Origin of the sequence: Phycicoccus avicenniae (assembly GCF_050496545.1) — a bacterium.
In the GTDB taxonomy this organism is placed as follows: Bacteria; Actinomycetota; Actinomycetes; order Actinomycetales; family Dermatophilaceae; genus Phycicoccus; species Phycicoccus avicenniae_A.
In genome coordinates, this window is record NZ_JBNVZV010000011.1 from 18,653 (window position 1) to 42,791 (window position 24,139).

The following is a 24,139-nucleotide window of genomic DNA, read 5'->3' on the forward strand; positions in this document are numbered from 1 at the left end:
CCTCGTCCTACCCGCTCACCACGGCTGCGGGCGTCGTACGGTTCACCGGGGGTCGGGGCGCGGTCTCGCGCAGGACGTCGGCGACGGCGGCCGCCGTGGCCGCCCATCCCCCGAGCCCGTCGCGGCGCTCGAGCGCGGCCCGCCGCAACCGGTCACGCAGCGGGGCGTCGGTGAGCCAGGACCGGAGCGCGTCCGCGAGGGCATCGGGGTCCGCCGGCGGGACGAGCAGGCCGGGCACGGCACCGGACGGCGCCCGGCCCAGCGCCTCGGGGACCCCGCCGACGTCGCTCGCCATGACGGGGACCCCGCGCGCCAGCGCCTCGGTCGTGACCATGCCGTAGACCTCGCGGAGGGTGGGGTGCACGAGCAGGTCCGATGCGTCCAGCACGGCACCGACGGCGGCGCGTGGCATCGCCCCGGTCAGCCGCACGCGCCCGTCGAGGTCGTGCTCGTGCACGAGGCGCACCACCTCGCCGACGAACCCGGGGTCCCGCCCGAGCGGGCCGACGAGCCGGCAGGTCCAGTCGAGGTCGCGCACCCGCGCGAGGGCACGCACCAGCACGTCCTGTCCCTTCGCCGGGACCACCGCCGCCACGCAGGCCAGAGACCGGCCAGCAGGGGACTGCGGCGCGAGCGAGGAGCCGTGGACGCCCGGAGCGGCGGCGTGCACGGGGGTGTCGAGCCCGGGATGGCGCTCGCCGAGCCACCGGCGGGCCCACTCGCTCGTCGTGAGCACCGCCGCCGCGGCCCCGAGCATCCGCCGCTCGTCGTCGACCACCCCCGGTCCACCGCCGGCGAGGGACCGGGGCAGGTGGAGCAGCGGGACGATGCGCAGCCGGGGTGCCTCCCCCACGACCACGTCCTCGGCCCCGACGGTCAGCAGCCCGTCGACGAGCACGACCGAGCCCGCGGGCAGCGCGGCGAGGCACGATGCGAGCCCGCCGGTCCGCGCTGCCGCCGGACCCCCAGCGGGCACGCGGTGCCGGTGCAGCTCCCACCCGGCGGCCGCGAGCCCCCGCGCGAGCTCGACGTCGTAGACGTTGCCCCCGCTGGGGGCGGCCGGGTCATCGACCTCGGCGGGCACCACGAGGTGGGCCACCCGAGGCGGGTCGGCGGCGGCCGGCATCGGCGTCACTCCCCGTCGCGCAGCGACCGGCGGTAGCCCGCGCTCGCGACCGGCGACTCGCCGAGGACGACCTCGAGGTCCCGCAGGTGCCGCGTGTCCGGCCCCAGGCCCCCGGCCGCGACCCGCCCGGCGAGCCGGTCGGCCACGGTGCGCGCCAGCACCTCGGTGGTCGTCAGCACACCGGCGAAGGCGGGGTCGTCGTCGAGGTTGCGGTGGTCCAGGTCGGCGAGCACGGCACGCAGCTCGCGCGCCAGCGCCCCGATGTCGGCGACGACTCCGTGGGGGTCGAGGTCAGCGGCCCTCAGGGTCACGTCGACGACGTAGGTGGCGCCGTGGACCCGTTGCGCCGGACCGAAGAACGGGTCCGGGAGGCTGTGGGCGACCATCGTGTGGTCGCGGACGGTCAGGCTGAACACGACGGGTCCTCCCGGGCGTGACGGACGGTGTGCATCAGGCCGGGCAGCGTCCCGGCCGCGAGCCGGCGCACGACGTCGGGGAGCTCCTCGGCCACGGACTCCCCCGCCAGCAGGTGGTCGAAGACGCTGTCCCGCAACAGGTCCAGGGCGAGGGCCCGGCGGCCGGCGGGGTCCCACCGACGCCGCGCCCCGGGCGGGATGGTGCCGACCTGGCTGGAGCGCAGGTCGAGCCGCCGGGCGTGGAAGGCACCCCCGAGCGGGAGGCACACCTCGCGGTCCCCGTGCCAGCTCGCCTCGACGACGGTCGCGTCGGCGGCCGCGAGGTCGAGGGCGAGCCGCAGGCCCTCCGCCGTCCCGCTCGCGTGGACCACCACGTCGTGCTCGCGCGGGGCACCGGCCGCGAGGGCGAACCCCACGCCGAGCGCCGTCGCCACGGACGCCCGCGCGGGGTCGACGTCGACGAGGGTCACCCGCGTCCCGGGCGTGCGCGCCAGCAGGACGGCCACGCAGCAGCCGACCGGCCCGGCACCCACCACGGCCACCCGGTCCCCGGCCATCACGCCGGCGTCCCACAGCACCGTGACCGCGGTCTCGACGATGCCCGCGAGGACGGCCCGCCGGGTCGGCACGTCGTCCGGGACCACCGTCACTGCGGACGCCGGGACGACGAACCGGTCCTGGTGGGGGTGCAGCACGAAGACCCGCCGCCCCCGGAGGGCCGCCGGTCCGCACTCGGCGACCCCCACCGCGAGGTACCCGTACTTGACCGGCCACGGGAAGTCCCCGGCCTGGAACGGTGCCCGCATCCGCGTGTGCTCCGACGCCGGGACGGCGCCGCGCGCGACCAGCGCCTCCGTCCCGCGGCTCACGCCGGTGACGAGGGTCCGCACGAGCACGTCGTCGGGACCGGGGTCGGGGAGCCGCTCCATCCGCAGCTCGCCCCTGCCGGGCCCGGTCAGCCAGAACGCCCGCGCCTCGAGGACCACCGGGACTCCTCTCCTGGCCGATGACGGTGAACCGAGCGGGCACCGCCCCCGTCTCGCAGGTGGAGCGATGTCCTCACCCCCACGACGGAGGAAGCGTGCGACCGGTTCACCTCGGCCCGGCCGACCTCGTCACGGGCGTCCGCGCCCTCCTGACGCTGGTCGTGGCCGTGCTCGTGGCCGGGCCGCTGCTCGGTGTCGGCGCGGCCACGCCCCGGACCGCCGTCGTCGTGCTCGGCACCCTCGCGCTGCTGCTCGACGGCGTCGACGGCGCCGTGGCCCGGCGTACCGGCACCGTGACCCCGTTCGGCGCGCGCTTCGACATGGAGACCGATGCGGCCCTGGTGCTCGTCCTCAGCGTCCTCGCGGCGAGCGACCTCGGGCTGTGGGTCCTGCTCATCGGCCTGGCCCGCTACCTGCTCCTCGTCGCGCAGCGGCTCGTAGCCCGGCTGCGCTCCCCGCTGCGTCCCCGCTACTGGCGCAAGGTGGTCGCCGTTGCCCAGGGGGTCGCCCTGCTGGTGACGGTGAGCGGGCGGGTCGACCCGGTGCTCTCGGCGGCCCTTCTCGCCGCCGCGCTCGCCGCCCTCGGCGTCTCCTTCGGCACCGAGGCGGTCGAACGCCTCGGGTGGCGTCCTGGAGTGCGGCGCCCGTGGCTCGGGGCGCTCGGGTCGGGGGCGGCGGTCGTGGTGGTCTGGGCCGCCCTCGTGGCGCCGGCGGCGCTCGGGGTGGCGGGTGGTCGCGTCGCGTGGTCGTGGGGCGCGGCGGGCCTCCCCGTCGAGGGGCTCCTGCTCGTCCTCCTCGCCGTGCTGCTGCCGTGGCGGGCCGGCCGGGCCGTGGCCGCCGGGGCCGGCCTCGTCGCCGGGTCGCTCCTCGTCCTCACCGCCCTCGACGTCGCCTTCCCGCTCGTGCTCGACCGCCCCTTCGACCTCCTGGGCGACTGGGGATACCTCGTCTCGGCCGTGGGGGTGCTGGCCGCGTCGGAGGGAGCGGGAGCCGCCGGCGCGCTGCTCACCGGGGCGGCCCTGGCACTGCTCGGCGTCGTGGCGCTCGTCGTGGGCGCTGCCCTGCGGCTGGCCCGCGACGCCCACCGGGTGCGGCGCGGAGCGACCCCGTTCGTCGTCGGGCTGACCAGCATCGCGCTGGTCTCCGGCGGCGTCGCCACCGGCCCCGGTCGCTCGTGGCGGATGGTCACCGCGCCCACCGCCACCGCCGTCGCCGACCGCTCGGAGGCGCTGCTCTCGGCCCTCGGGGACCCGGCCCGGTTCGGGCGCGCGCTGGCCGCCGACCCCTGGGAGGGACGGCCCACGACCGGCCTGCTCGCCGGACTCGAGGGGCACGACGTCGTCGTCGTCTTCGTCGAGAGCTACGGCCGCATCGCCCTGCAGGACAGCACGATCGAGCCCGAGATCGATCGTGAGCTGGCCGGCGGCACCTCGCAGCTGGCCGCCTCCGGATGGTCCGCCCGCAGCGCCTACCTCACCTCGCCGACCTTCGGGGGCGGCAGCTGGCTGGCCCACTCGACGCTCGAGTCGGGGGCGTGGGTGGACAGCCAGCGGCGCTACGACCAGCTGACCCGCACGGGTCACCTGACGCTCGCGTCCGCGTTCCACCGGGCCGGGTGGCGCACCGTCATCGCCTCGCCGGCCACGACCCGGGACTGGCCCGAGGCGCGGTCGTTCTACGGCGTCGACGCCCTGTACGACGCACGCACCAGCGGCTACGCCGGTCCGACGTTCGGGTACGCCCCGGCGCCGGACCAGTACACGCTCGCCCACCTCTCGCGCACCGAGCTGACGCCGGGGCCCCGCACCCCGGTCATGGCCGAGGTCGACCTCGTCACGAGCCACCACCCCTGGTCGCCGGTCCCGCAGCTCGTGCCGTGGGCGGACGTCGGGGACGGCTCGGTCTTCGCCACGCAGGACACGAGCACGCACGACGTCCTCACCGACCCCGCGAGCGCCCGCCGCGCCTACGCCGACTCGCTCCGGTACAGCCTGCGGACCCTCACCTCGTGGCTCGGGACGGTCGTGGACGACGGCCTCGTCGTCGTGCTCGTCGGGGACCACCAGCCGCACCACCTCGTCAGCGGCCCCGACCCCGGCCGCGACGTCCCGGTGAGCGTCCTCGCCCGCGACCCCGCCGCCCTGCGGGCCCTCGACGGCTGGGGATGGCCCCACGCACTGCGTCCGCCGGACGACGCCCCCGTCGAGCGGATGGACGCCCTGCGCGACCGCATCCTGCGGACCTTCTCGCAGCCCCCCGCCGCTCCGCCCCCGCCGGCCTCCGGACCCGCGAGGTGAACCGCACGCCCCGCCACGACGTGTCCCCACCATGAGGTGTCCCACGTCCGGGACGCCCCCGGCGACGGGAGAAGGACATGACGGCACGATCGATCGGCGCCGCGGCGGCAGTGGTCTCCGCGGCCATCCACCTGTGGCTCTGGTTCGACGGGGTGCGCGAGCAGGGGGTCGTGGGGGCCCTGTTCCTCGTCAACGTCGTCGCCGGGGTGGCCATCGCGGTGATGCTGCTCCGCTCGGCGTCGTGGCTGCCGCTCCTGCTCCTCGGCGGCTTCGGGGCCGCGACCCTCGGGGCGTTCGTCATCGCCTCCACGGTCGGGCTGTTCGGCATCCACACCGAGTGGGCGGGGTTCGCCGTGTGGGTCGCCACCGTCTCGGAGTTCGCCTGCGTCGTCTGCGCCGCGCTCGCCGCGACGAAGGAGGGGCACATTGGGCACGCCGGGGTCCATCATGGTCACCGGGCCGGGACGGCCGGCTGACGCCCCGAACCCCCGGACCGTGGGACGGAGCACCGTGACCGACGACCAGGACGAGCTGATGCGCGCGTTGCACGCCGAGCACGCCTCCGCGCTGTGGGGGTACTGCCTGCGGCTCGTCGAGCACGACCACGCCCGGGCCCACGACATCTGCCAGGAGACCCTCGTGCGCGCGTGGCAGCACCCCGAGGTCCTCGAGCGCGGCCCGGGGCCGGTGCGCGGCTGGCTGTTCACCGTGGCGCGCAACCTCGTCATCGACGAGTGGCGGCACCGGAAGGTCCGTCCCGAGACCCTCACCGACACCCCGCCCGAGCCGGCCGATGACCAGGACCGGGTCGACGCGCTCCTGCAGGGCTGGGTGGTCGCCGAGGCGATGACCCACCTGTCGCAGGACCACCGCAGCGTGCTCCACGAGTGCTACCTCCAGGGTCGCTCGGTCGCCGACGCCGCGCGGCGCCTCGGGGTGCCCGAGGGAACCGTCAAGTCCCGCACCCACTACGCCCTGCGCGCGCTGCGGCTCGCGCTCGAGGAGATGGGGGTGACCGGATGAGCGGCGACCCCTTCGTCCACGACGACGCCGCCTACGTCCTCGGCGCGCTCGGCCCCGTCGAGCGCCGCGCCTTCGAGGAGCACCTGGCCGGCTGCGCCGACTGCACCCGCAGGGTCCGCGACATCGCGGGCCTGCCCGGGCTCCTCGCCACCCTGGATGCCTCCGCCTTCACCGGACCGGATGCCCCGCCGCCCGTCCCCGACACGCTGCTCCCGGCCCTGCTGCGGCGCGTGCACCGGCGGCGCCGGAGGGTCCGGCTGCTCCTCGGTGGTGCCGTCGCGGCGGCCGTCGCGCTCGCGGTCGCACTGGCCTGGAGCATCGTCAGCCCGTCCCCGGCGCCGGCTCCCCTCGCCGCCGCGCCCACACCGACGAGCTCGATGGCCCAGGTCGACCAGGACGGCCTGACCGCGACGGTCGGCCTCGAGCAGGTCGCGTGGGGCACGAAGCTGCGCATCGCCTGCGCCTACCGTCCCGGCGCGTGGGGATCCACGGACGTGGCCCCGTCGTACGCCCTCGTGGTGCGGACGCGTGACGGCGCCAGCCAGCAGGTCTCGACGTGGCGGGCGGTGCCGGGCAAGCAGACCCGGCTCGAGGCAGGGACCTCGGCCACGCCCGCGCAGATCGAGGCGGTCGACGTCGTGCTCACCGGTACCGACCGCCCGCTGCTCACCTGGCAGCCGGCCTCCTGACCGGGGCGCGGCCACGGCCGGTCGCGACCCGGTCCCAAGCGGCACCCAAGACCGGCTCAAGAGGCCCCGGACAGGCTCCGGGACATGAACACACTCATCGCCCGTACCGCCGCCTCCGCCGGCCTCGCCGCCTACCTGATGTCCGTCGCCCTCCAGGTCCACCGCGTGCGGCAGGACACGGGGCTCGACGTCGACCGCTTCGGCGCCTCCACCGCGCTGATGTACCTCGGCCTCCTCGCCCTCTCGGCGGCCGTGCTCACCGACCGCCGCTGGGTGTGGTGGGGCAACCTGCTCGTGTCCGCGTACGTCTTCCTCCAGGCGCCGTTCCTGTACTACCCCGAGGTCGCGGCGGTCCGCCCGCTCGACGTGTGGGACTGGCTCGAGGGCACCTGGTTCACGGGGCTGGTCCTCGTCGTCTGCGCCTGCTCCCTCTTCCGGCTCTTCGTGCTCGACCGGTCCGGACGGTCCGGCCGGTCGGGTCGGCCCTCGGACGAGCGCCGTCCTGCCCCGCGGGCCGCGGTCGGAGCGCACCGATGAGCGCGCCACGAGCATCCCGCCGCGTGCTCGTCGTCGGCGGCGGGGTGGCCGGCGCGACGGCGGCCACCCTCCTCGGCCGCGCCGGGAACGAGGTCACGCTCGTCGAGCGCGACCAGCACCGGCGCTCGAGCGGCAGCCCGGTCGACGTGCGCGGCAGCGCGGTCCCGGTCGTCCGCCGGCTGGGGCTCGAGGAACGTCTGCGGGCCCTCGACACCGGGGTGACGCGCCTCGAGTTCGTCGACGGTCGTGGGCGGGTCCGGGCGCGGGCCGCCGTACGGCGCAGCAGCGAGACCGACCTCGAGCTGGGGCGCAGCGCCCTGACCGGCGTGCTCCTCGAGGCCGCCGCGGAGGTCGCCAAGGTGCGGTTCGACACCAGCCCCCGCGCGCTGGTGCAGGACGAGGGCGGGGTCGAGGTCACCTTCGAGGGCGGCGGCACCTCGCGCTACGACCTCGTCGTCGGCGCCGACGGCCAGCACTCACGCACGCGGGCGCTCGTGCTCGGGCCGGAGCCGGGCTTCACGGCACCGGTCGGCCTGGGCATCGCCACGGTGCCGGTCGATGCCTCGCTCGTCGACGACCCCCGCACCGTGCGGCTCCACAACGTCCCCGGCGCGAGCCTCGGCATCCATCCCGCGGGCGGGCACCCCGTGTGCGCGTTCATCTTCCGCACCGACGCGTCGGCGCCGCCGCGCTCCCACGAGGACCAGGTCGCGATGGTGGAGCACCGGTACCGGAGCGCTGGGTGGCGTTCGGCCGAGATGCTTCAGCAGCTGGCGGCGGCCGACGACGTCTACCTCGACGTCGTGCAGCGTGTTGCCGTCCCGTCGTGGTCGCGCGGCCGCGTGGTGCTGCTCGGCGACGCCGCCTCGAGCATCACGATCCTCGGCGAGGGCTGCAGCATGGCCATCGCGGGTGCGGCCGTGCTCGCGGACGCGCTCGCGGCCACCCCCGACACCGCTGCGGCACTGGCGGACTACGAGCGCACCCACCGCCCCGAGGTGGAGCAGAAGCAGCGCGGCGCACGGCTCGGCGCCGCGGTCCTCGTCCCTCGCACGGCGGCCGGCATCGCCCTGCGCGACCTCGCGGTGGCGCTCGCACGGCGGGTCTGACGCCCGGTCGGCGGCCGAGGTCGTCGAAGGAGTCGCTGCCTACCCGGCTGCCGGGAGGTCGTGGGCCTAGGCTGACCGGCTGTGCAGGACTCCGGCCCGGAGGGCCATCGCAGCGGACGGGCAGCACTGGTGCTCGGCGCCCTCGGAGTCGTCTTCGGCGACATCGGGACGAGCCCGCTGTACGCGATGCAGACCGTCTTCGCCCTCGACGGCGGCATCGTCGAGCCCACCCGCGACAACGCGCTGGGCGTGGTGTCGACCATCGTCTGGGCGGTGACCCTCGTCGTGACCGTCAAGTACGTCCTCTTCGTCCTGCGGGCGGACAACGACGGCGAGGGCGGGGTGCTGTCGCTGGCGTTCCTCGCCCGCCGCTCGGTCCGCCCGGGGGGCAAGCGGTTCCGGCTCGTCATGGTGCTCGGGGTCATCGGCGCGGCCCTGTTCTACGGGGACTCGGTCATCACCCCGGCCATCTCGGTGATGTCGGCGATCGAGGGCCTCGAGGTCTCCGAGCCGGGGCTGGCCACGTGGGTCGTCCCGCTGGGCATCACCGTGATCACGGTGCTGTTCGTCGTGCAGCGGCACGGCACGGACCGGGTCGGGCGCCTCTTCGGGCCCGTGATGGTGGTCTGGTTCCTCACCCTCGCGGCGCTCGGCCTGCCGCACATCCTCGCCTACCCCCAGGCGCTCGAGGCGCTCAGCCCGCACCTGGCGGTGCAGTTCGCGCTGGCCCACCCGCTCGTCAGCTTCCTTGCGCTCGGCGCCGTCGTGCTGGCCATCACCGGCGCGGAGGCCCTCTACGCGGACATGGGCCACTTCGGGCGTCCCGCCATCGCGCGCGGATGGTTCTGGCTGGTCTTCCCGGCCCTGACGATCAACTACCTCGGCCAGGCCGAGCTCATCGTCAAGGACCCGTCGACCGCCTCACGGCCCTTCTTCCAGCTCGCCCCCACCTGGGCCACGATCCCCCTCGTCGTCCTCGCGACGGCCGCCACCGTGATCGCCTCGCAGGCGGTGATCTCCGGCGCCTTCTCGGTCTCCCGGCAGGCCGAGCGCCTCGACTTCCTCCCGCGCCTCACCGTGCGACAGACCTCCCAGCACGAGGGCGGCCAGATCTACGTGCCCGCGGTCAACTGGGTCCTCTTCGTCGGGGTGGTCGTCCTGATGCTGACCTTCCGCAGCAGCGAGCACCTCGCCGTCGCCTACGGGCTGGCCGTCACCGCCACCCTCTGCCTCACCACCTGCCTGTTCCTCGTGTACGCCGACGCCGCGCTCGGGTGGCCGCGGTGGCGGCTCTGGGCCTTCGGCGCCCTCTTCCTCTGGGTCGAGCTGAGCTTCGTCGCCGCCAACGCCACGAAGATCACCCACGGGGGCTGGCTCCCGATCCTCATGGCCGCGCTCATCGCCTTCGTGATGCTCACCTGGGGCACGGGCCAGCAGCTGGTCAAGGCCCGGCGTCGCAAGATCGAGCGGCCGCTCGCCGAGTTCCTCGACCAGGCGCACGGAGGCGGGCTGCACCGCGTGCCCGGGACGGCCGTGTTCCTCCACACCAGCGACGACACCGCCCCTCTGTCGCTGCGCGAGAACGTCGACTTCAACCGGGTCCTGCACGAGACGGTCATCATCACGAACACGCTGCGGATGAACGTCCCCCACGTGCCGGCCGAGGAGCGCGTCGAGATCGACCACCTGGGCGACCAGTGGGACGGCATCTGCCTGGTGCGGCTGCGCTTCGGCTTCGCGGACGAGCAGGACGTCCCGGCCGCCCTCGCCCTGGCCGCGCAGGGTCCGGACCTGACGTACGACCCCGACACCGCGCTGTACTTCCTGTCCCGCATCTCGGTCCACCCCGGCCGGCGCCCCGGGATGGCCCGATGGCGCAAGCGCGTCTACGTCGCGCTGTCCCACAACGCGGCCGACCCCACCCAGTACTTCCACCTGCCGATCGACCGGACCGTGGTCGTGGGCGCCCAGCTGCACCTCTGACCCCGGCCTCCCGGGGGCCCCGGCGTGGGGGCGCCGGGTCCGTCAGGCGAAGGCCAGGCGGTCCTTGACCCCCAGGATCTCGGCCACCCGGCGGACCAGCGGGGTCGCCCCTCGCGTGGCGAACGAGCGTCCGGAGCCGATGACGTCGGCAGCGAAGTCCGCGCAGCGGAGCACGCTGGCGACGTCGGAGAACGTCAGGCTCTCGAGGTCGAGCTCGACGCCGACCGCGGGCCCCAGGTCGGCGGAGGCGAGCTGCCGGTCGAGGGCGTCCCAGGAGCTCACGTCCGCCGCGCCGACGAGCCGGACGACCGTGCGGTCGGCCGTCGTGACGACGTGGACGGCGAGGTGTCGTGGACCAGGGTCCGAACCGGAGGTCGAGCTCAGCATCGTCCCTGCTTCCGCGGGCGCCGCCCTGCGGCACGTCCCAGTCGTCGGTACGCCGGGAACGGAGCGGTCTCTGGTGACCACGCTCGAGGAACTCTCGGTGCTCCATGTATAGCGCACGCACTCCCCGCGGGGCACTCGATGCGCCGCCGAGACGGCCCGCCCCCGGGGAAATGGCCTGTTCCTGCCGGTCCCGAGGGGGCTGCCGTCTGTGACACTTTCCGGTGGCAGGACCCGGCTCGAGAGGCGGCCGGCGACCGATACGGGGCGAGACGACGGTGGAATCGGCACAGCTCGGGCAGTGGACCCTGCCCGGTGACACCACGGCGCCCGCTCGCGCCCGTCATCTGGCCCGGGGAGCCACCGGCCACCTCCACGACGACGCCCGGGGCGTCCTCGAGCTCCTCGTGAGCGAGCTGGTCGCCAACGCGGTCGTGCACGGCGACGGGCCGGTCCACGTCACGCTCCACGCCCAGGGTCAGGTGCTGCGGGTCGCCGTCCATGACACGGGCTCCGGCCTGCCGCGCCCGGCACCCGCGTCGACGTCGACCGAGGGGGGCCGCGGCCTGCACATCGTCCGGGCGCTCGCGGAGGACTGGGGGTCCGACGTCGGCGGCGCCGGCGGCCCGGTCGGCAAGACCGTGTGGTGCACGGTGCGCGACGCACCCCTCGCCGTCGACTGACCCCCCTGCCCGGACGCTCGGGCCCCTTCGTCCCGGGGGGCGGGGGGGCGGACAGAGCAAGGCCCCGGCAGCGTCTCCGCCGGCCGGGGCCCGTCCTACTGTCTCAACACAGTGCGCGCCCGAAGGGATTCGAACCCCTAACCTTCTGATCCGTAGGCCCAATCCGGGCCTGACGAGCCCCGACCGGTGACGACGGTGAGCGCCTGGATTCGAGGTCTTTTCGCAGGTCAGAGCATGTGGAGCGTTCCGAGTCGGCATAGGTCGCATCGTTACGGAATCGAGACTGCGAGCGAATTTTGGGGCCCATTTTGGAGCCCAGAACCTCCGGCCGCTTCGGCTCGCCAGAGCCGCGGCAGTCTTTACAGATTAAGCGCGAAATGGAACATTATCTGTATGACTGTCGGTGCCTCCTTCGTCAGCACCCAGGACGCGGCGCGCGCCCTAGGTGTGACGGTGCAGCACGTCCGCCGGCTCGCTGACTCCGGAGACCTGGTCCGGGTGGCCCGCGGCCTGATCGACCGCGACTCCCTCGAGTCGTACATCGCCGAGCGCCACGGCGGACGCACCCGCGTCTGGGCCGAGCACACGGCGTGGGCCGCGGTGGCGATGCTCTCCGGTGTCTCCGTCGACTGGCTCGGGCCCTCTCAGACCTCGCGGCTGCGAGGCTCGCTGCGCGCCATCACGGACACTGCTGACCTCGTCACCCGGACCCGCGACCGCGCGCGCAACCGGACCTACCGGGCTCACCCTTCGGCGCTGCGGCGCTTGCACGACGAACTCGTCATCGTCGACACGACAGGTCTTGGGCTCGTGGGTGCCACGACGGACTCGGTGGACGGCTACCTGGACGTCGACCGGCTGGACTCCACTCTGGGCTCCTTCAGCCTGCAGCCCGACCCCTCCGGAAACGTCACGCTCCGCGCGACAGGCCTCGACCTCGGCGTCGTGCGCGACCTCGCCCTCCAAGGGGTAGTCCTCGCCGCCCTCGACGCCGCGGCGTCCCGCGACCCTCGAGAGCGAGGCGTCGGGGAGCGCGCACTGGCCGACGCGCTCGACCGGTTCCAGCGATGACGCCGCCAGCCGCGGACGGCCTCCAGAAGCGCCCACGTGCCACGGTCGAGGTGGCCACCCCAGTGGGGGGATGGCCACCTCCGTGGCCGAACGTCGCCGAGCTGGCTGCCGTTCTCCCCGCCGACAGGTGGACCCTCGTCGGCGGCCTGATGACGCAGCTGCACACCGCCCACCACGGCATCGGCGTCGTTCGCCCGACGAACGACGTCGACGTCGTGCTCCACGTCGAGACCATCCGCGGTGTCCCTGATGCGACCGCGACGGCGCTCGAGGGGCTCGGCTATCGCCTGCGCGAGACCGTCGACCCACGCAACAACACCGCCCACCGGTTCGTGCGCGGCACCAGCAACGTCGATGTCGTGTCCGGCGCGGCTGATGGCGACGTGGTCGACGTCCTGATGTCCGACCACGCCGCCCCCGCAGTGGTGGAGCGCCTCCGTGGTCGCGACATGGTGCGTATCGAAGGAGGTACCCAGGCGCTACGCCGCACAATGAACGCCGTCCTCGAGATCACCGACGCTGAGCGAAGGACAATCTCGGTGCCCAGCCCTCTGGGCGCGGTCATCCTCAAGGCCGCGGCCTACGCCACCGACAGTCGTGACCGCGACCGTCACCTCTTCGACGCCGCCGCTCTGCTCGCGTGCATTGCCGACCCGTTCGCCGACCGTGACGACCTCCGCGGCTCCGACCGCCGCCGCCTCACGACGTTGCGCAAGGCACTGTCCGACGACCACCCTGCCTGGCGCCAGCTCCCCCGAGACGACCGCGCCAACGCCGACGCCGCCCTGCGCATCCTGCTCTCCGACAACTGACCTCACCCTCGGCCGACCACAAGCCAACGTCACGCGCGCGACGCCGACGCAGAAACGCCAGAACCCATCAACCGCACACCTCATGCATTGCGGATCGCCGCACTCGTTGTCACGACTCGCGGCGCGTCCACCGGGAGACCGGTACGTGCCTTCGGAGTCATGACAACGACACGTTCACACGGGTCGAGTGAATCCGGCTCGGACAGATCCGGACCCGAGCAGCCGACACTGGTCGACTTCGACGACACGTCACCTTCGTTGCGGCTGAACGACACGACTCCGACCACGGCTCCACCTCCAAATGAGCTCAAGACCCGCCATCGCCCGAGCTCCCTCACGTGCCAGTGGTGCAGCAAAGGCTTTTCCGTGCCGGCACTGGGCCGGATCCCCAAGTGGTGCTCCGACAGCTGCAGACATCGAGCATGGGAACAGCGCCGCGCTGCCGCATCGGGGCTCTGCGCCGTCGACGTGGTCGAACGGGTGGTGGAGGTCGTCAGGACCCAACGGGTCGTCGAGCGAGTACCGATTGAGGTACCGGCAGCCGACCGCCCACGAGCCTCCGCCGACTACGCCACGTCCTGTTCGAGCTCTCTCTCCGGCTCGACACCGGACGCATCTACGACCGCGACCTGCCCTCCCTCGCCTCCGCGATGACGACACTCATCGATGCCTTCAACCGTCGCTGTCGCTGACCGTCTGGTCGGTGGGTTCCGCCTCATAGTCGGTGGTGACCTCGCCGCGGGAACGCCGCGGCAGCTTCATCGAGCGTTTGAGCCCCTTCATTGCCGTGACAGCTTGGCGCTCATCTGGGACTCCGTCTCCGTCGAGGTCGACGCTGCGGAACGGGCGAGCCAGGCGGCCCGCGGCGGAAGTGGCGTTCTTCAGCGCTGTGGCCGCTTGGGGTTCGTCGGGCACTCCATCACCGTCGAGGTCGACGTGGCGGAACGGCTTGGTCACAGCGCCAGCCGCGGTGGCTGCCCCTGTGCCCACGGCGGCCACCCCCGTCCCGAGGCGACCCCCTGCCGACTTTGCTGCTTCCTCGAGGGCGAGGAACGCGCGGCTTCGCTCCTTGTCGTGAACCTGTGTCGTCACGTCGATGTGCAGCGCTTGGGGGAATGCCCCAGGGGGCGCGGAGAACGCCTCTCGCGCAGCGTCGACGACCTGGCGGCCAAAGACGAACCGAGTGACGCCGCCGACGGCGGCGCCCATTCCGTACTCAGCAGCCGCGCTTTGACGACCCTTCATGGATGCTCGAACATCGTCCAAGGCGCTCAGCTCCATGCCGCGCACGAGCTCCTGCGCCTGCCCGCCCGGTAGTGACGAGGCGAGCGTCTCGGCCCAATGCCCCCAGTTGCCCCGGCCCTGTGCGATCGCGTGACCGACAGACGCGGGCTGGCGCCCATCCGTACTGGCCACGTCTGCGGCGACCTCCGCGATCCGTTCCTGGCTGAGGCGGCCGTTGGCCAAGCCATAGATGAGGGCTTGGCTCTGCTGGTCATCCAGCTCCATGCCGTGGATCTCGGCGAGCGCGAGGGCGAAGAGCCCGGTGATCTCGAACTGGATCTTGGCATCGCCGGCGGGCAACAGGCTGGCGCTCTTCTGGGCGCCCTGCTTGGCCGCGCTCAGCGCAGCCTTCTTGCCCGCTGTCTTCAGGGCCTCCCTCGCCGCCACCTTCGTCGCCGTCTTTGCGGCTACCTTCCCCCCGGTCTTGGCCGCCCCACCACCCGGGATGAGGTCGAGGCCGACGGTGACGGCGATCGAGCCGACGGTGACCGCGGCGCCGGCGGCGCTGATAGCCGTCACGTAGTGCCGTTCGAGTGTGCCGATGAGCTCGGTGGGGGTGGCCTCAGGCTGGCGCCGCCTCAACCACAGAACGTAGCGCCGAGCCGCACCTCTCCGACCGTCGACGGCCGTCGCGATCTCTGCCGCGGCTTCCTTTCCCGTGATGTCACTCGCGAGCGTTGTGCCATTCACCTCGTCCGTCGATGCAGATGCAGCCTCGGCGCCGTCATCAGTCATTCGATGCTCCCCCTCTAGGTCAGCGCCACGATAGGTGCAAGGACCCTGCGCCAACGCGAGACACGAGCATGAAGAGAAGCAGTCGCCGTGAGGCCGAGCAGCGCACGTGGAAGCGACCGAGGCGCGAGCAACATGAATTGCGTCCTCGGACTTCACCCGATGAACGTGTCGATGTTTCACCGAGGTCTGGGTACGGTGCAGGCCACCGCACACGTCACCAAGGGGAGCGACTGCGAGATGGTCGAGCAGGCATGGCACGAAGCACGTTTGATTCCAACCTCAGGCATCAACGGAGCGGAGGAGCAGGAGCGGCGAGCGACGTCAGCACTGCTCGCGGTCCTCAGCGCGGTCAAGGAGTTCAACCGCGCCGTGCTCAAGCCCTTCGGAGCGCCGGCCGGCGCGGTCGAGTGCTACATCGAGGTGCCGTTCCTGCTGGGCGAGAAGAAGGTCTATCCCGACGGACTGATCCGCGTCTCGCGCGGATCCAAGTCGTGGACTGCACTGGTGGAGGTCAAGACCGGGAGTAACGACCTCGCCACGGAGCAACTGGAGAACTACCTCGACGTCGCTCGCGAGCAGGGCTTCGACGCACTCCTAACGATCAGCAACGAAATTCCGCCGGTGGCGGGCCAGCACCCGACGAAGGTGGACAAGCGCAAACTGCGCAAGGTCGCGATCCACCACCTGTCTTGGTCTCAGGTGCTCGCCGAAGCAGTCATGCAGAAGGAGTTTCGCGGCGTCGCCGATCCCGATCAGGCGTGGATCCTCGGGGAGCTCATCCGCTACCTGGAGCACACCCGCAGCGGCGCCTTGGAGTTTGACGACATGGGGGAGTCCTGGACGGCCGTCCGCGACGCTGTCGCAGCCGGAACACTCAGAGCCTCGGACAAGGGCATCCCCACCGTCGTCTCCCGCTTCGACGCCCTCCTGCGTTTCGCCAGCCTCAGCCTCGGGCGCCGCCTCGGCACCGAAGTCGTCCCCGTCCTCTCGCGCAAGGAACAGGCCGACCCCACGCTCCGAGCAGGCGCACTGACGCAGCAGCTCGTTTCCTCTTCCCAGCTCTCCGGCACCATTCGAATCCCCGACACCGCGGGCCATCTCGTCATCACGGCCGACCTCCGCGCCGGCCAGGTCACCTGCCACGTCGACATCGACGCGCCCAGAGAGGGACGGCCCACAACTCGGGTCAACTGGCTCATCCGACAACTGAAGAACGCGCCCGATTCCACGCGCATCGAATGCATGACCGCCCACTCGAGGGGATCGTCGAGCGCCGAACTTCTACGGGCCGTGCGCGATAACCCGGCTCTACTAGTCACTGACCCCACTCGCGAGATTCGTTCCTTCCGCATCGCCCTCACCAGCCCGCTTGGGCCCAAGCGCGGGCGTGGGCGCGGAGCATTCATCGACTCGGTCCTTTCCGCGGTCGACGCGTTCTACGCGAACGTTTTGGGCGACCTCAAGACCTGGGCCGCAGCACCACCCAAACTGCGCCCGGGCTCCCCAAATGCCACCGACGAGAGGGAGCCCATCCACCCCGTCAGCCTCTCGTCGACCGACTTCTCGTCCCAAGACGGACCCAGCGAGAACCCGTCCATGGGAGAGAAGGCACCAACCGAGCCGGACGTCTGAGCACGATGGCGTGGCCGCTGGCGAAGGCGATGCCCAAATCGCGGCGCAATGACGCACCGGCTGGTTTGGCTGACGGCGTTGCCAAAGCCTCTAGCCAGCCATCAATGGCGCCATAGACATAATGGCTTCTCGAGGCTCATGGGTGCAGCGACGCATACATGTCCACACAAAATGCCTAACGCCGAACGCCCCCTGCGTCGCGCCGAGACAACTCAATCCTCGTCCTCGTCCGCTATTACGCGTTGGGCCTGCTCCAGTTCTGCATAGAGATCGACTGTGTCCTCGGGGCTCTGCGCTTGGTCGGCTGGTCCGCTCAGCCACGCCGCGTCCTCGTCGCGGAGTGGCGCCGAAGCCCCAGCAAGAAGCGGCTCCAAAACTGCCTCGAGCACCTCGTTGCGCCGAACACGGCTAAGCCGGTCGCTAGCTGCGCGCTCCACGGCGCGAAGGTATTTCGCCGCGTCTTTCCCGTGGGCCTCCTTGAGGATGTCTTCCGTTGCGCCGCCGGCGGACTCCGCGCGCTTGATTTTGTTGACCTGCTCGGACAATGCGCGGAGCGCTTCAACAAACGCTTCCTCGTCGCCTTCGGCCGCGGGGATGCGGTCCGCATAGTTGAGCAGGAAGTAGAGTAGCGAGTAGGCGTCGGACTTGTTCCTGAACCGCGTCCGCTTGAGGTAAGCGCCGTTTCGCTTGAGGAATTGATCCACGCGACCGAAGCGCCGAACAATGTCGTCGCGGATGTCGGAGGGGAATCCCTGCCGTTCGTAGGTCATATAGCTCTCGTCAAGCCCCTCCTTCTTGTTCGGCAGGGTTCCGAGCAGAACGGCAAATAGGACCTCAGACACGAACTCGTCGTGACGACGACGCAGCGCGTCGCGGGCAGTGAACACACCCAATTCGTCGAGGCCGTCGGTCTCGGCCGCGCGCTCCACCAGTTTGATGAAGGGCCCGGTGTAAGCAGCGTGGCGCAACTCCTGAGGCTCCAGCGCTTCCACGGTCCGGTTGAGCCTCCGAAAGATGTCGCGAAGCACCGCGTCACCTAGGTCGGGTAGCTGGCGCGCGACGAACACGAACCCGCGAAAGCGCGCCTTCAGCGGACCGTCGAGCTCGGAGAACCTCTTGCCACGCCACTCCGCATCGATCTCGTCTTCCGTAGACAGCGCGAAGCCGTCGAGTACGAAGTCGACGCACGCGCTGATCCGCTGCTGGCCGTCTACGACGACGATCTGGTCTTCGCCGTCCGCCGAGGTGTTGTTTTGGATGTAGACCTCGGGCACGGGGAGGCCCCGCAAGATGGTATCGACAAGGTAGCTGCGCTGGACATCGTTCCAAACCATGTTGCGCTGGAACGCTGGTCGCAGGACCAAGCTGGGCGGATCGCTCGTCCACGCCTTGACGAAGGCGTTGACTTTATACGCAAGCGGAGAGGTTGCCAACTGGGGGTCAAACTTAGTCGTCATCGAAGCTCCTCAACTTCTCCACGCACTTCTCTATCCCTTCGGCCACATAACTCCGGACACTCCAGTAGTCGCGGTAGACCCACAAATTCACTGTGCCGCTCAGACCCAAGCGGTCGCGCCACTCAAGTTGCAGCCGACGCCGATGAAGGCCCCACTGCGGTCCGAAGGTGAGGCGGCTCATGAGTTTGTTGGCAACGATCGCCCCGTCGAAGAGCCGCGACCGCTGGTGGTCGAGCTTGTCGCGGAGCGTTTTGCTGGCGGACGGCGTGTAGGCCGTGTGCGCCAGTACCCGCAGATCTCGCCACGCCTGGTCGAAGTGGAATTGGGATATCACTGCGATATCAAGATCGGACGTGCTCGCGAACGCTTTAAGGTGCCCGTCTCGAACGTTCCTTGGATTGCAGGAAAGGCCAACCGCGCCTGACCCGATGCAGTAGATGCCGTTGGGGTCGACCTCGAAGGCCTGAGCGGCGTCGTGCACAAACTCCGAGAAGAGGTTACCCGCGGTCGAATCGAAGGCGTACGGGTCCATGCGCAAGAAGTTGCGATCGATCCAATTTGGTAGATCGGCAACGGCCAGGAGGTCAGCCTCCGACGGATAGACGGAGCTCGACGAGACGGCAGGCGGAGGGGCTCCGGACACGTGCTTGACCATACGGGTCAAGAGGCGAACGGCGCATCAGGCGGGGCCCCGCGAGTAGCGTTTCGCATTGGATGAGGTTTCGCAGCGCAGAGCAGGGCCTGCGCCGGGCGTACTCAGGCTGACGCAGGCGGGCAGCGCAACGATCGAGGCCTTGATCGCATCTGTTCCCGAGGCACCACCGAATTCGGTTGCCATGACACAGGACCGCGAGGAGCGTGGAAGCGGCGGAATCGCCAGGTCCCCTTCGCAACCCACCTCCGCGCGGCAGTCCTACGACGCATGCTTTTTAGTGCCGGCAGACCAGCTCGCAGCCAGACAGGTCCAGCGCCTGGGTGACGCGACGCCCGACGACACGTCGATCGTGATTCGGGGCGGTGACAGCCCGCAGACAAGTGGGACCGGGCCGCGTCAGCCAGTGTCGGTGCCAAGCGGCATCCTGCTGGCAACTCACCGCGGGGTCCCGCGGGTCGCCCACGACCTAACCCTACGAGGGAGAGAGGATAGAGACATGAGCGAGGCATTGTCTGAGAGCGACCGCTACCTCGCGACGCTCGATCGTGACCTCCGCCGCGCCACGGGCGTCGTGTACACGCCCGACGCGATCGTCGAGCTGGTACTCGACCAGGAGTTTGGCCCAGGCGAGGCACCAACTGGGCCAGTCCTTGATCCGGCATGTGGGGCCGGCGCGTTCGTGACCGCGATCGTCGTCCGCATAGCCTCGCGTTTCGAGCGGCGAGGCATCAACATCCGCACGGTCCCGGGCCGGCGACGCTTCCTTACCGAGATCGAGCGACTTCTGTGGGCAGTGGATGTGGACTCTTGCGCTATCGAGGTGTCTCTGCGGGAGGTCCGGGCGCTAATCGAGCGGCTTGCTCCCGGACCCTTATCTGCGGACTACCTCGCTGGCAACATTGTCGCGGGCGACTTTCTTGGAGCAGATCCGCCGCTACCCGGTGCGCCTTACCGACATGTGGTGGGCAACCCACCGTACGTACCGGTAGACCGAATCGAGGCGCTAGCCAAGAGGGACTACCGGGAGCGGTTCTCTTCGGCAGCCGGTCGCACAGACCTCTACTACCTCTTCATGGAGCAGTCCACGCAAGTGCTCCAGGATGGTGGCTCATGGACGCTAATTACACCAAACAAGTTCTTAAGCAATCAAACCGGCTATTCCCTCCGCTCTCTCCTACTGGCCCGAGGATCTATCCGCACTCTTAGTCTGTTCACGAGCCACTCAATCTTTCGGGACGCCGCAACCATTCCCTGCATCACGACTTGGGCCAAAGGGGATATGACCGCCACGGAACAGCGGCGGGTTGAGATAACGACGACCGGGACCCCGCGGCTGACGGCTGACGCCTCAGTGCCTCGCGCGGCCTTTCAGAATGCGGCGTGGACCTTCCATTCCGCCCAAGCTGGCTCTTTACTGGCTGCCATCGTCGCTGATCATCCACGCCTGGCGGACCACGCGGAGCGCATCTCTGCGGGTCCGGCCACCGGGTACAACCCGGCATTCATCGTGGACGCAAGAACCGCGGCAAGCCTGGACGAGGAACTGGTGCACCCCACCGTCCGGGGTCGCGACGTGGGCCGTTTCAGGATCCAGGAGTCTGGATCATGGATGGTGGTCCCGTACGAGTGGGGAGCCGACGGCAGCGCCACTTTGGTCGATTTAGAGAGATTCCCCCGCACGCGCCGCTGGCTGGCGAAACACCGCGGCGAACTCGAGGGAAGGCATGCGGTTCGCAAGTGGGGCAAAGCCTGGTGGGACCTGCACGACCCGGTCACCCTGCCACTTCATGAGACTGCGAAGGTGCTGGTGCCAGACGTTGCCCGGCAGAACCGGTTCGCCCTTGACCGCGGAAAGTATGTTCCTCAGCACTCGGCCTACTACCTCATGCCACGTGGCGTCGACGCGGACGTCCTAACGGCTCTGCTCAACAGCGCACCTGTCGAACTGGTGATGCGCTCGACTGCCCCATTGGTGAAGGACGGGTTCAGCAGGTACCGCCGCCAGTACCTGCTCGACCTTCCCATCCCGACACCGACCCCTGCTCTTGCTGAACGGATCCGGGAAGCCGCTCGAGGCGAAGTTCCTGAAGCGGCTGCCGAACTGGCAGCGACACTGTTCAATGTCGACATCGCGGATGTCAGCCTCGCGATTAGCCGCCTCACGAGATAGGACACGCCTTGCCCCTCCCCGAGCTCGAGGAGTTTCGACGCGAGGTCGCCCTGCTCCGCGAGGACGTGGCCATCCAAGCGGTGCGGCGTTCGGATGGTCGCTACGCCCTCGCCAGCCTGTCCCTGGCGGACGTCGCCAGACTCCTACGTCAGGAGCCTGCCTATTATCTGCTGCTCTCGGCGGCGTCGCTGAACCGGACGTCCCTTCGGCACGCCACAGCAGAGGAGGAGGCTCAGCTGGTCTCACCTCGCCAAAGAAGGGCCTTTGCGGTTCGGACGCGGCTACCGGTGAGCGCTGACTTCGACGCCGTCATCTCGAACGCGGTGGCCTTGAGGATGGGCGACCTTCAACGCAAGGCCCGCGGCAAGACCGAGCAGGTTTTTCGCGAGCGGCTCGAAGATGAAGGCATTCCCTTATTCATGAGCCCACCCCGGAGAGTGGTGCCGGGCATCGTCATCGCTGGCCGGAAGCCAGATGGCGTTTGGCCGGACCCGGCCACAGGCGAGCCACCCGTGATCTATCTTGAGGTGAAGCGGATCCGTCGCGTGGCTGACGACATACAGAAACGTCTCTACGAGCTCGCGGAAGCGTCACTCGAGATGAAGCTCCTCTATGGTCAAGCTTCTCTGACCGGCCTCGGGATCAAGGACAACCGCGATGTTCGTGATGAGTCCACCGCGCAGCGCCTCCGCCAGCAGGTGGTTGGGGTGCGGCCCATAGTGATCGGACTATTCCTGTGTCCTCGGGCTGAGGCTGACCGGTACCGAGGCGGCGCACAAGCACTCATCGATCGGATCTTCTTCCAAGAAGAAATCGAGGAGTGCATCAACTTTATTTCTGAGACCATCACCCTTCACGTAAAGTCCGAGTCGCACTGATCAACTCCCCTCGCCGCGAACGCCAGGCATGCAAGGTAGACAATGCGTCGGAGGTACGGTCGGCCGCCTGGAACACTCATGGTGGCCTTCACGTGATCCCCGACAGCGGCCGGTGGATCTGTAGGGGCGCTGCCGCTTCGTCTTAACGGGCGAACTGCAGCAGACGCCTGCCCATGCGTCGGTCGCCTCCGCGGTCTCACTTCTCCGACGACGGGCGCTGAGGACGGCGCCCAGTGGGACGAACGTTGGGGTCGGCCCAAAGGGTCATGCCGATGCGGCGAGCGGCTTCGTGGCGGAGCTCGTCGACGGCGTGGACGTAGCGCTGGGCGGTGGCCATCTCGGTCCAGCCCATGATGGCCATGACCGTGCGGATGTCGACGCCCTGCAACAACAGCAAGGTGGCGGCGGTGTGGCGCGCATCGTGCAGTCTCACCTCCCGGACGCCGGCGTCGCGGAGCAGCTGCTTCCACTCGCGCTGGTCGGCGGCGGGGTCGACGGGGATCCCCCAGTCGGCGCTGAAGACGAGGTCGAGGGTGTGGTCCCAGGCGTTCGCCCGCTCGAGCTTGATGCGGTTCTGTGCCGCCCGGTGAGCGCGCAGCTCGGCGACGAGAGGCGCGGGCAGAGCCACGGAGCGGCGTGAGGCGCGCGTCTTCGGCTCGACCAGGACGAGGCCGCCGTCGCGGCGCTGCGGGCAGTCAGCCCCGCGCTTGTTGCCGCACGCCGGCTCCTTGCGAGCGCGTGGGCTGCAGCCATGCATCCACGTTCGGCGTTGGAGCGCGCGTCGCACCCGGAGGATCCCGGCGTCGAGGTCGATGTCGTCCCAAAGCAGACCGAGCGCCTCGCCCTGTCGCAGGCCGAGTGACAGGGCCACGGACCACCGGGCGCCGTTGAAGCGGCCCTGGGCGGCAGCGAGCACGGCACGACACTCCTCGACGTCGAGCGGCTCGATCTCGGTCCTCTCGACGCGGGGAGGGCGCGCCAGCGCCGCCGGGTTGCTGAGGATCCGTTGCCGCCGCACGGCCTCGGCCAGGCAGGACCGCAGGGTGCGGTGCACGCCGTGGACCACCTGAGTGGAGCGGCCCTCGTCGAGCAGCTCGCCGTAGAGCCGCTCGAGCGTCTCGGGACGCAGGTCCGTCAGCCGGGCGGTCCCGATGAACGGGAGGACGTGGACGCGGAGATGGCTGGTGTAGCCAGAGCGCGTCTTCCAGCGCACGGCGAGCGGGAGGATCTCGTCGAGCCAGTGCTCGACCCACTGCTCGACGGTGACGTTGTCGAGCAGCCACGGCCGCTGGCCCGAGTCTCGCGCGTTCTCGAGCTCTCGGATGGCCGCGTCGAGCTCGCGCTTGGTCCGGCGGCTGATGTGTCGTCGGTCGCGCTCGCCGTCGAGACGCCGCCCGACGGTGACCCGCGCGTGCCATCGGCCGTCGGCCCCTCGGTACCTGGTCGTCGCACTCTCGGTGGGCGACTCGCGCGGCCTACCCCGCATCCGCGTCCCTCAGCGAGGAGATGAACCGGTCGAGCTCGACCCGCTCGACGCGCACGGAGCGCCCGAGGTGGACGACGCGGAGTCGGCGGCCGGCGATCTGGCGCTCGACGCTGCGGCGCGTCCAGCGGAGCTGCGCCGCGACCTCGTTCAGGTTGAGCAGGAGGGTGGGCTGGGGCTGCGGTGTCATCGTCATGCCGCCCAAGGGCCTTTACCGGCGCCTCGGTGGTCGTGTCCGACCTGACGAGTCCTGCTCACGACCTCAGTGTCACCCGACGCGACAAGGGCGTCCCGCGGCGATTTTTGGGGCCCATTTTGGGGCCCAGGCCCTTGCCCTGGCAGTTCCAGCCTCTGGACAGAGCGGGGCCCCGGCAGCGTCTCCGCTGGCCGGGGCCCGTCCTACTGTCTCAACACAGTGCGCGCCCGAAGGGATTCGAACCCCTAACCTTCTGATCCGTAGTCAGATGCTCTATCCGTTGAGCTACGGGCGCCCGTCGCACGCTGAGGCGCAACGACTGAGCAGACTACCGGAGCCCCCGCCACCGCGAGAAATCGGCCCCGCCGGAGCACACCGGCACCCGACCGGCGGCCTCTTGTGAAGACTTTCACAAGCACCGTCCGGGCCGGAGCAGCGGTCCTACCGTGGAGGTGAGGCCCCCGCCCAGGGCGCCGAGGATCCGTCCCCCCGCCCGCCGCCCGGGTGCCGATCACCCACCGGGACACGGCGGA

General features: G+C 70.6%; 22 protein-coding genes and 1 tRNA gene. 13 read left to right on the forward strand and 10 right to left on the reverse strand.

Going from position 1 to position 24,139, the window contains the following annotated elements; translation table 11 throughout:
- Nucleotides 1-7: 7 nt before the first annotated feature.
- The 3 genes from ACQZ2A_RS10910 to ACQZ2A_RS10920 are packed head-to-tail and all read right to left on the reverse strand — an operon-like array spanning nucleotide 8 to nucleotide 2,528.
- Nucleotides 8-1,126 carry a glycosyltransferase family 4 protein gene (locus ACQZ2A_RS10910; protein ID WP_430210695.1) on the reverse strand — a complete coding sequence of 373 codons (1,119 nt, stop codon included), beginning with the start codon at nucleotides 1,124-1,126 and terminating at the stop codon, nucleotides 8-10.
- A gap of 5 nt (nucleotides 1,127-1,131) precedes the next feature.
- The gene (locus ACQZ2A_RS10915) at nucleotides 1,132-1,542 is read right to left on the reverse strand and encodes a 6-pyruvoyl trahydropterin synthase family protein (protein ID WP_430210698.1); all 411 of its coding nucleotides are present in this window, start codon (nucleotides 1,540-1,542) and stop codon (nucleotides 1,132-1,134) included.
- Nucleotides 1,530-2,528, reverse strand: a complete 999-nt coding sequence (locus ACQZ2A_RS10920) for a zinc-dependent alcohol dehydrogenase (protein WP_430210699.1) — start codon at nucleotides 2,526-2,528, stop codon at nucleotides 1,530-1,532. The genes ACQZ2A_RS10915 and ACQZ2A_RS10920 overlap by 13 nt, the downstream gene beginning before the upstream one ends.
- Before the next feature lie 95 nt (nucleotides 2,529-2,623).
- Between ACQZ2A_RS10920 and ACQZ2A_RS10925 the strand changes: the two genes are divergently transcribed.
- The 7 genes from ACQZ2A_RS10925 (at nucleotide 2,624) to ACQZ2A_RS10955 (ending at nucleotide 10,166) form a co-directional block, all read left to right on the forward strand.
- Complete coding sequence (locus ACQZ2A_RS10925) at nucleotides 2,624-4,825, forward strand: CDP-alcohol phosphatidyltransferase family protein (RefSeq protein WP_430210702.1); 2,202 nt, start codon at nucleotides 2,624-2,626, stop codon at nucleotides 4,823-4,825.
- Nucleotides 4,826-4,902: 77 nt separating this feature from the next.
- The gene (locus ACQZ2A_RS10930) at nucleotides 4,903-5,301 is read left to right on the forward strand and encodes a hypothetical protein (RefSeq protein ID WP_430210705.1); all 399 of its coding nucleotides are present in this window, start codon (nucleotides 4,903-4,905) and stop codon (nucleotides 5,299-5,301) included.
- A 34-nt stretch (nucleotides 5,302-5,335) separates the two neighbouring features.
- Complete coding sequence (locus ACQZ2A_RS10935) at nucleotides 5,336-5,848, forward strand: sigma-70 family RNA polymerase sigma factor (protein WP_430210707.1); 513 nt, start codon at nucleotides 5,336-5,338, stop codon at nucleotides 5,846-5,848.
- Nucleotides 5,845-6,537 (forward strand): anti-sigma factor family protein, encoded by a 693-nt coding sequence (locus ACQZ2A_RS10940; RefSeq protein WP_430210709.1) that lies wholly within the window; start codon nucleotides 5,845-5,847, stop codon nucleotides 6,535-6,537. Before ACQZ2A_RS10935 ends, ACQZ2A_RS10940 begins: the two co-directional genes overlap by 4 nt.
- Before the next feature lie 84 nt (nucleotides 6,538-6,621).
- A complete protein-coding gene (locus ACQZ2A_RS10945) occupies nucleotides 6,622-7,074 on the forward strand; it encodes a hypothetical protein (RefSeq protein WP_430210711.1) in 453 nt (150 codons plus the stop codon).
- Nucleotides 7,071-8,183 (forward strand): FAD-dependent monooxygenase, encoded by a 1,113-nt coding sequence (locus ACQZ2A_RS10950; protein ID WP_430210713.1) that lies wholly within the window; start codon nucleotides 7,071-7,073, stop codon nucleotides 8,181-8,183. The genes ACQZ2A_RS10945 and ACQZ2A_RS10950 overlap by 4 nt, the downstream gene beginning before the upstream one ends.
- A gap of 81 nt (nucleotides 8,184-8,264) precedes the next feature.
- On the forward strand, nucleotides 8,265-10,166 hold the full coding sequence (locus tag ACQZ2A_RS10955; RefSeq protein ID WP_430210715.1) for a potassium transporter Kup: 1,902 nt from the start codon (nucleotides 8,265-8,267) through the stop codon (nucleotides 10,164-10,166).
- Nucleotides 10,167-10,208: 42 nt separating this feature from the next.
- Here the strand turns inward: ACQZ2A_RS10955 and ACQZ2A_RS10960 are convergent, their stop codons facing one another.
- Nucleotides 10,209-10,553, reverse strand: coding sequence for an STAS domain-containing protein (locus ACQZ2A_RS10960; protein ID WP_430210717.1), 345 nt, complete (start codon nucleotides 10,551-10,553; stop codon nucleotides 10,209-10,211).
- 275 nt (nucleotides 10,554-10,828) lie between these two features.
- Between ACQZ2A_RS10960 and ACQZ2A_RS10965 the strand changes: the two genes are divergently transcribed.
- The 3 genes from ACQZ2A_RS10965 (at nucleotide 10,829) to ACQZ2A_RS10975 (ending at nucleotide 13,116) form a co-directional block, all read left to right on the forward strand.
- Nucleotides 10,829-11,233 carry an ATP-binding protein gene (locus tag ACQZ2A_RS10965; protein WP_430210720.1) on the forward strand — a complete coding sequence of 135 codons (405 nt, stop codon included), beginning with the start codon at nucleotides 10,829-10,831 and terminating at the stop codon, nucleotides 11,231-11,233.
- Nucleotides 11,234-11,626: 393 nt separating this feature from the next.
- A complete protein-coding gene (locus tag ACQZ2A_RS10970) occupies nucleotides 11,627-12,304 on the forward strand; it encodes a helix-turn-helix domain-containing protein (RefSeq protein ID WP_430210722.1) in 678 nt (225 codons plus the stop codon).
- Nucleotides 12,301-13,116, forward strand: a complete 816-nt coding sequence (locus ACQZ2A_RS10975) for a nucleotidyl transferase AbiEii/AbiGii toxin family protein (protein ID WP_430210723.1) — start codon at nucleotides 12,301-12,303, stop codon at nucleotides 13,114-13,116. Before ACQZ2A_RS10970 ends, ACQZ2A_RS10975 begins: the two co-directional genes overlap by 4 nt.
- A 672-nt stretch (nucleotides 13,117-13,788) precedes the next feature.
- On the opposite strand, the gene ACQZ2A_RS10980 is transcribed toward ACQZ2A_RS10975, so the two are convergent.
- On the reverse strand, nucleotides 13,789-15,135 hold the full coding sequence (locus tag ACQZ2A_RS10980; protein ID WP_430210726.1) for a hypothetical protein: 1,347 nt from the start codon (nucleotides 15,133-15,135) through the stop codon (nucleotides 13,789-13,791).
- Between the two features lie 195 nt (nucleotides 15,136-15,330).
- On the opposite strand from ACQZ2A_RS10980, the gene ACQZ2A_RS10985 reads away from it, so the two are divergent.
- Entirely contained in the window at nucleotides 15,331-16,767 is a 1,437-nt protein-coding gene (locus ACQZ2A_RS10985; protein ID WP_430210728.1) for a hypothetical protein, read from the forward strand.
- Nucleotides 16,768-16,979: 212 nt separating this feature from the next.
- Here the strand turns inward: ACQZ2A_RS10985 and ACQZ2A_RS10990 are convergent, their stop codons facing one another.
- Nucleotides 16,980-18,224 (reverse strand): DUF262 domain-containing protein, encoded by a 1,245-nt coding sequence (locus ACQZ2A_RS10990; RefSeq protein WP_430210730.1) that lies wholly within the window; start codon nucleotides 18,222-18,224, stop codon nucleotides 16,980-16,982.
- The gene (locus tag ACQZ2A_RS10995) at nucleotides 18,214-18,756 is read right to left on the reverse strand and encodes a hypothetical protein (RefSeq protein ID WP_430210733.1); all 543 of its coding nucleotides are present in this window, start codon (nucleotides 18,754-18,756) and stop codon (nucleotides 18,214-18,216) included. Before ACQZ2A_RS10995 ends, ACQZ2A_RS10990 begins: the two co-directional genes overlap by 11 nt.
- 619 nt (nucleotides 18,757-19,375) lie before the next feature.
- Between ACQZ2A_RS10995 and ACQZ2A_RS11000 the strand changes: the two genes are divergently transcribed.
- Together ACQZ2A_RS11000 and ACQZ2A_RS11005 are read left to right on the forward strand one after the other, a co-directional pair.
- Nucleotides 19,376-21,049 carry an Eco57I restriction-modification methylase domain-containing protein gene (locus ACQZ2A_RS11000; RefSeq protein ID WP_430210735.1) on the forward strand — a complete coding sequence of 558 codons (1,674 nt, stop codon included), beginning with the start codon at nucleotides 19,376-19,378 and terminating at the stop codon, nucleotides 21,047-21,049.
- An 8-nt stretch (nucleotides 21,050-21,057) separates the two neighbouring features.
- The gene (locus ACQZ2A_RS11005) at nucleotides 21,058-21,927 is read left to right on the forward strand and encodes a hypothetical protein (RefSeq protein WP_430210738.1); all 870 of its coding nucleotides are present in this window, start codon (nucleotides 21,058-21,060) and stop codon (nucleotides 21,925-21,927) included.
- A gap of 196 nt (nucleotides 21,928-22,123) precedes the next feature.
- On the opposite strand, the gene ACQZ2A_RS11010 is transcribed toward ACQZ2A_RS11005, so the two are convergent.
- From ACQZ2A_RS11010 to ACQZ2A_RS11020, 3 genes are all read right to left on the reverse strand, one after another.
- A complete protein-coding gene (locus ACQZ2A_RS11010; RefSeq protein ID WP_430210741.1) occupies nucleotides 22,124-23,413 on the reverse strand; it encodes a tyrosine-type recombinase/integrase in 1,290 nt (429 codons plus the stop codon).
- Complete coding sequence (locus ACQZ2A_RS11015; protein WP_430210743.1) at nucleotides 23,403-23,600, reverse strand: helix-turn-helix domain-containing protein; 198 nt, start codon at nucleotides 23,598-23,600, stop codon at nucleotides 23,403-23,405. The genes ACQZ2A_RS11010 and ACQZ2A_RS11015 overlap by 11 nt, the downstream gene beginning before the upstream one ends.
- Before the next feature lie 228 nt (nucleotides 23,601-23,828).
- Nucleotides 23,829-23,901, reverse strand: a tRNA-Arg gene (locus ACQZ2A_RS11020).
- Nucleotides 23,902-24,139: the final 238 nt, after the last annotated feature.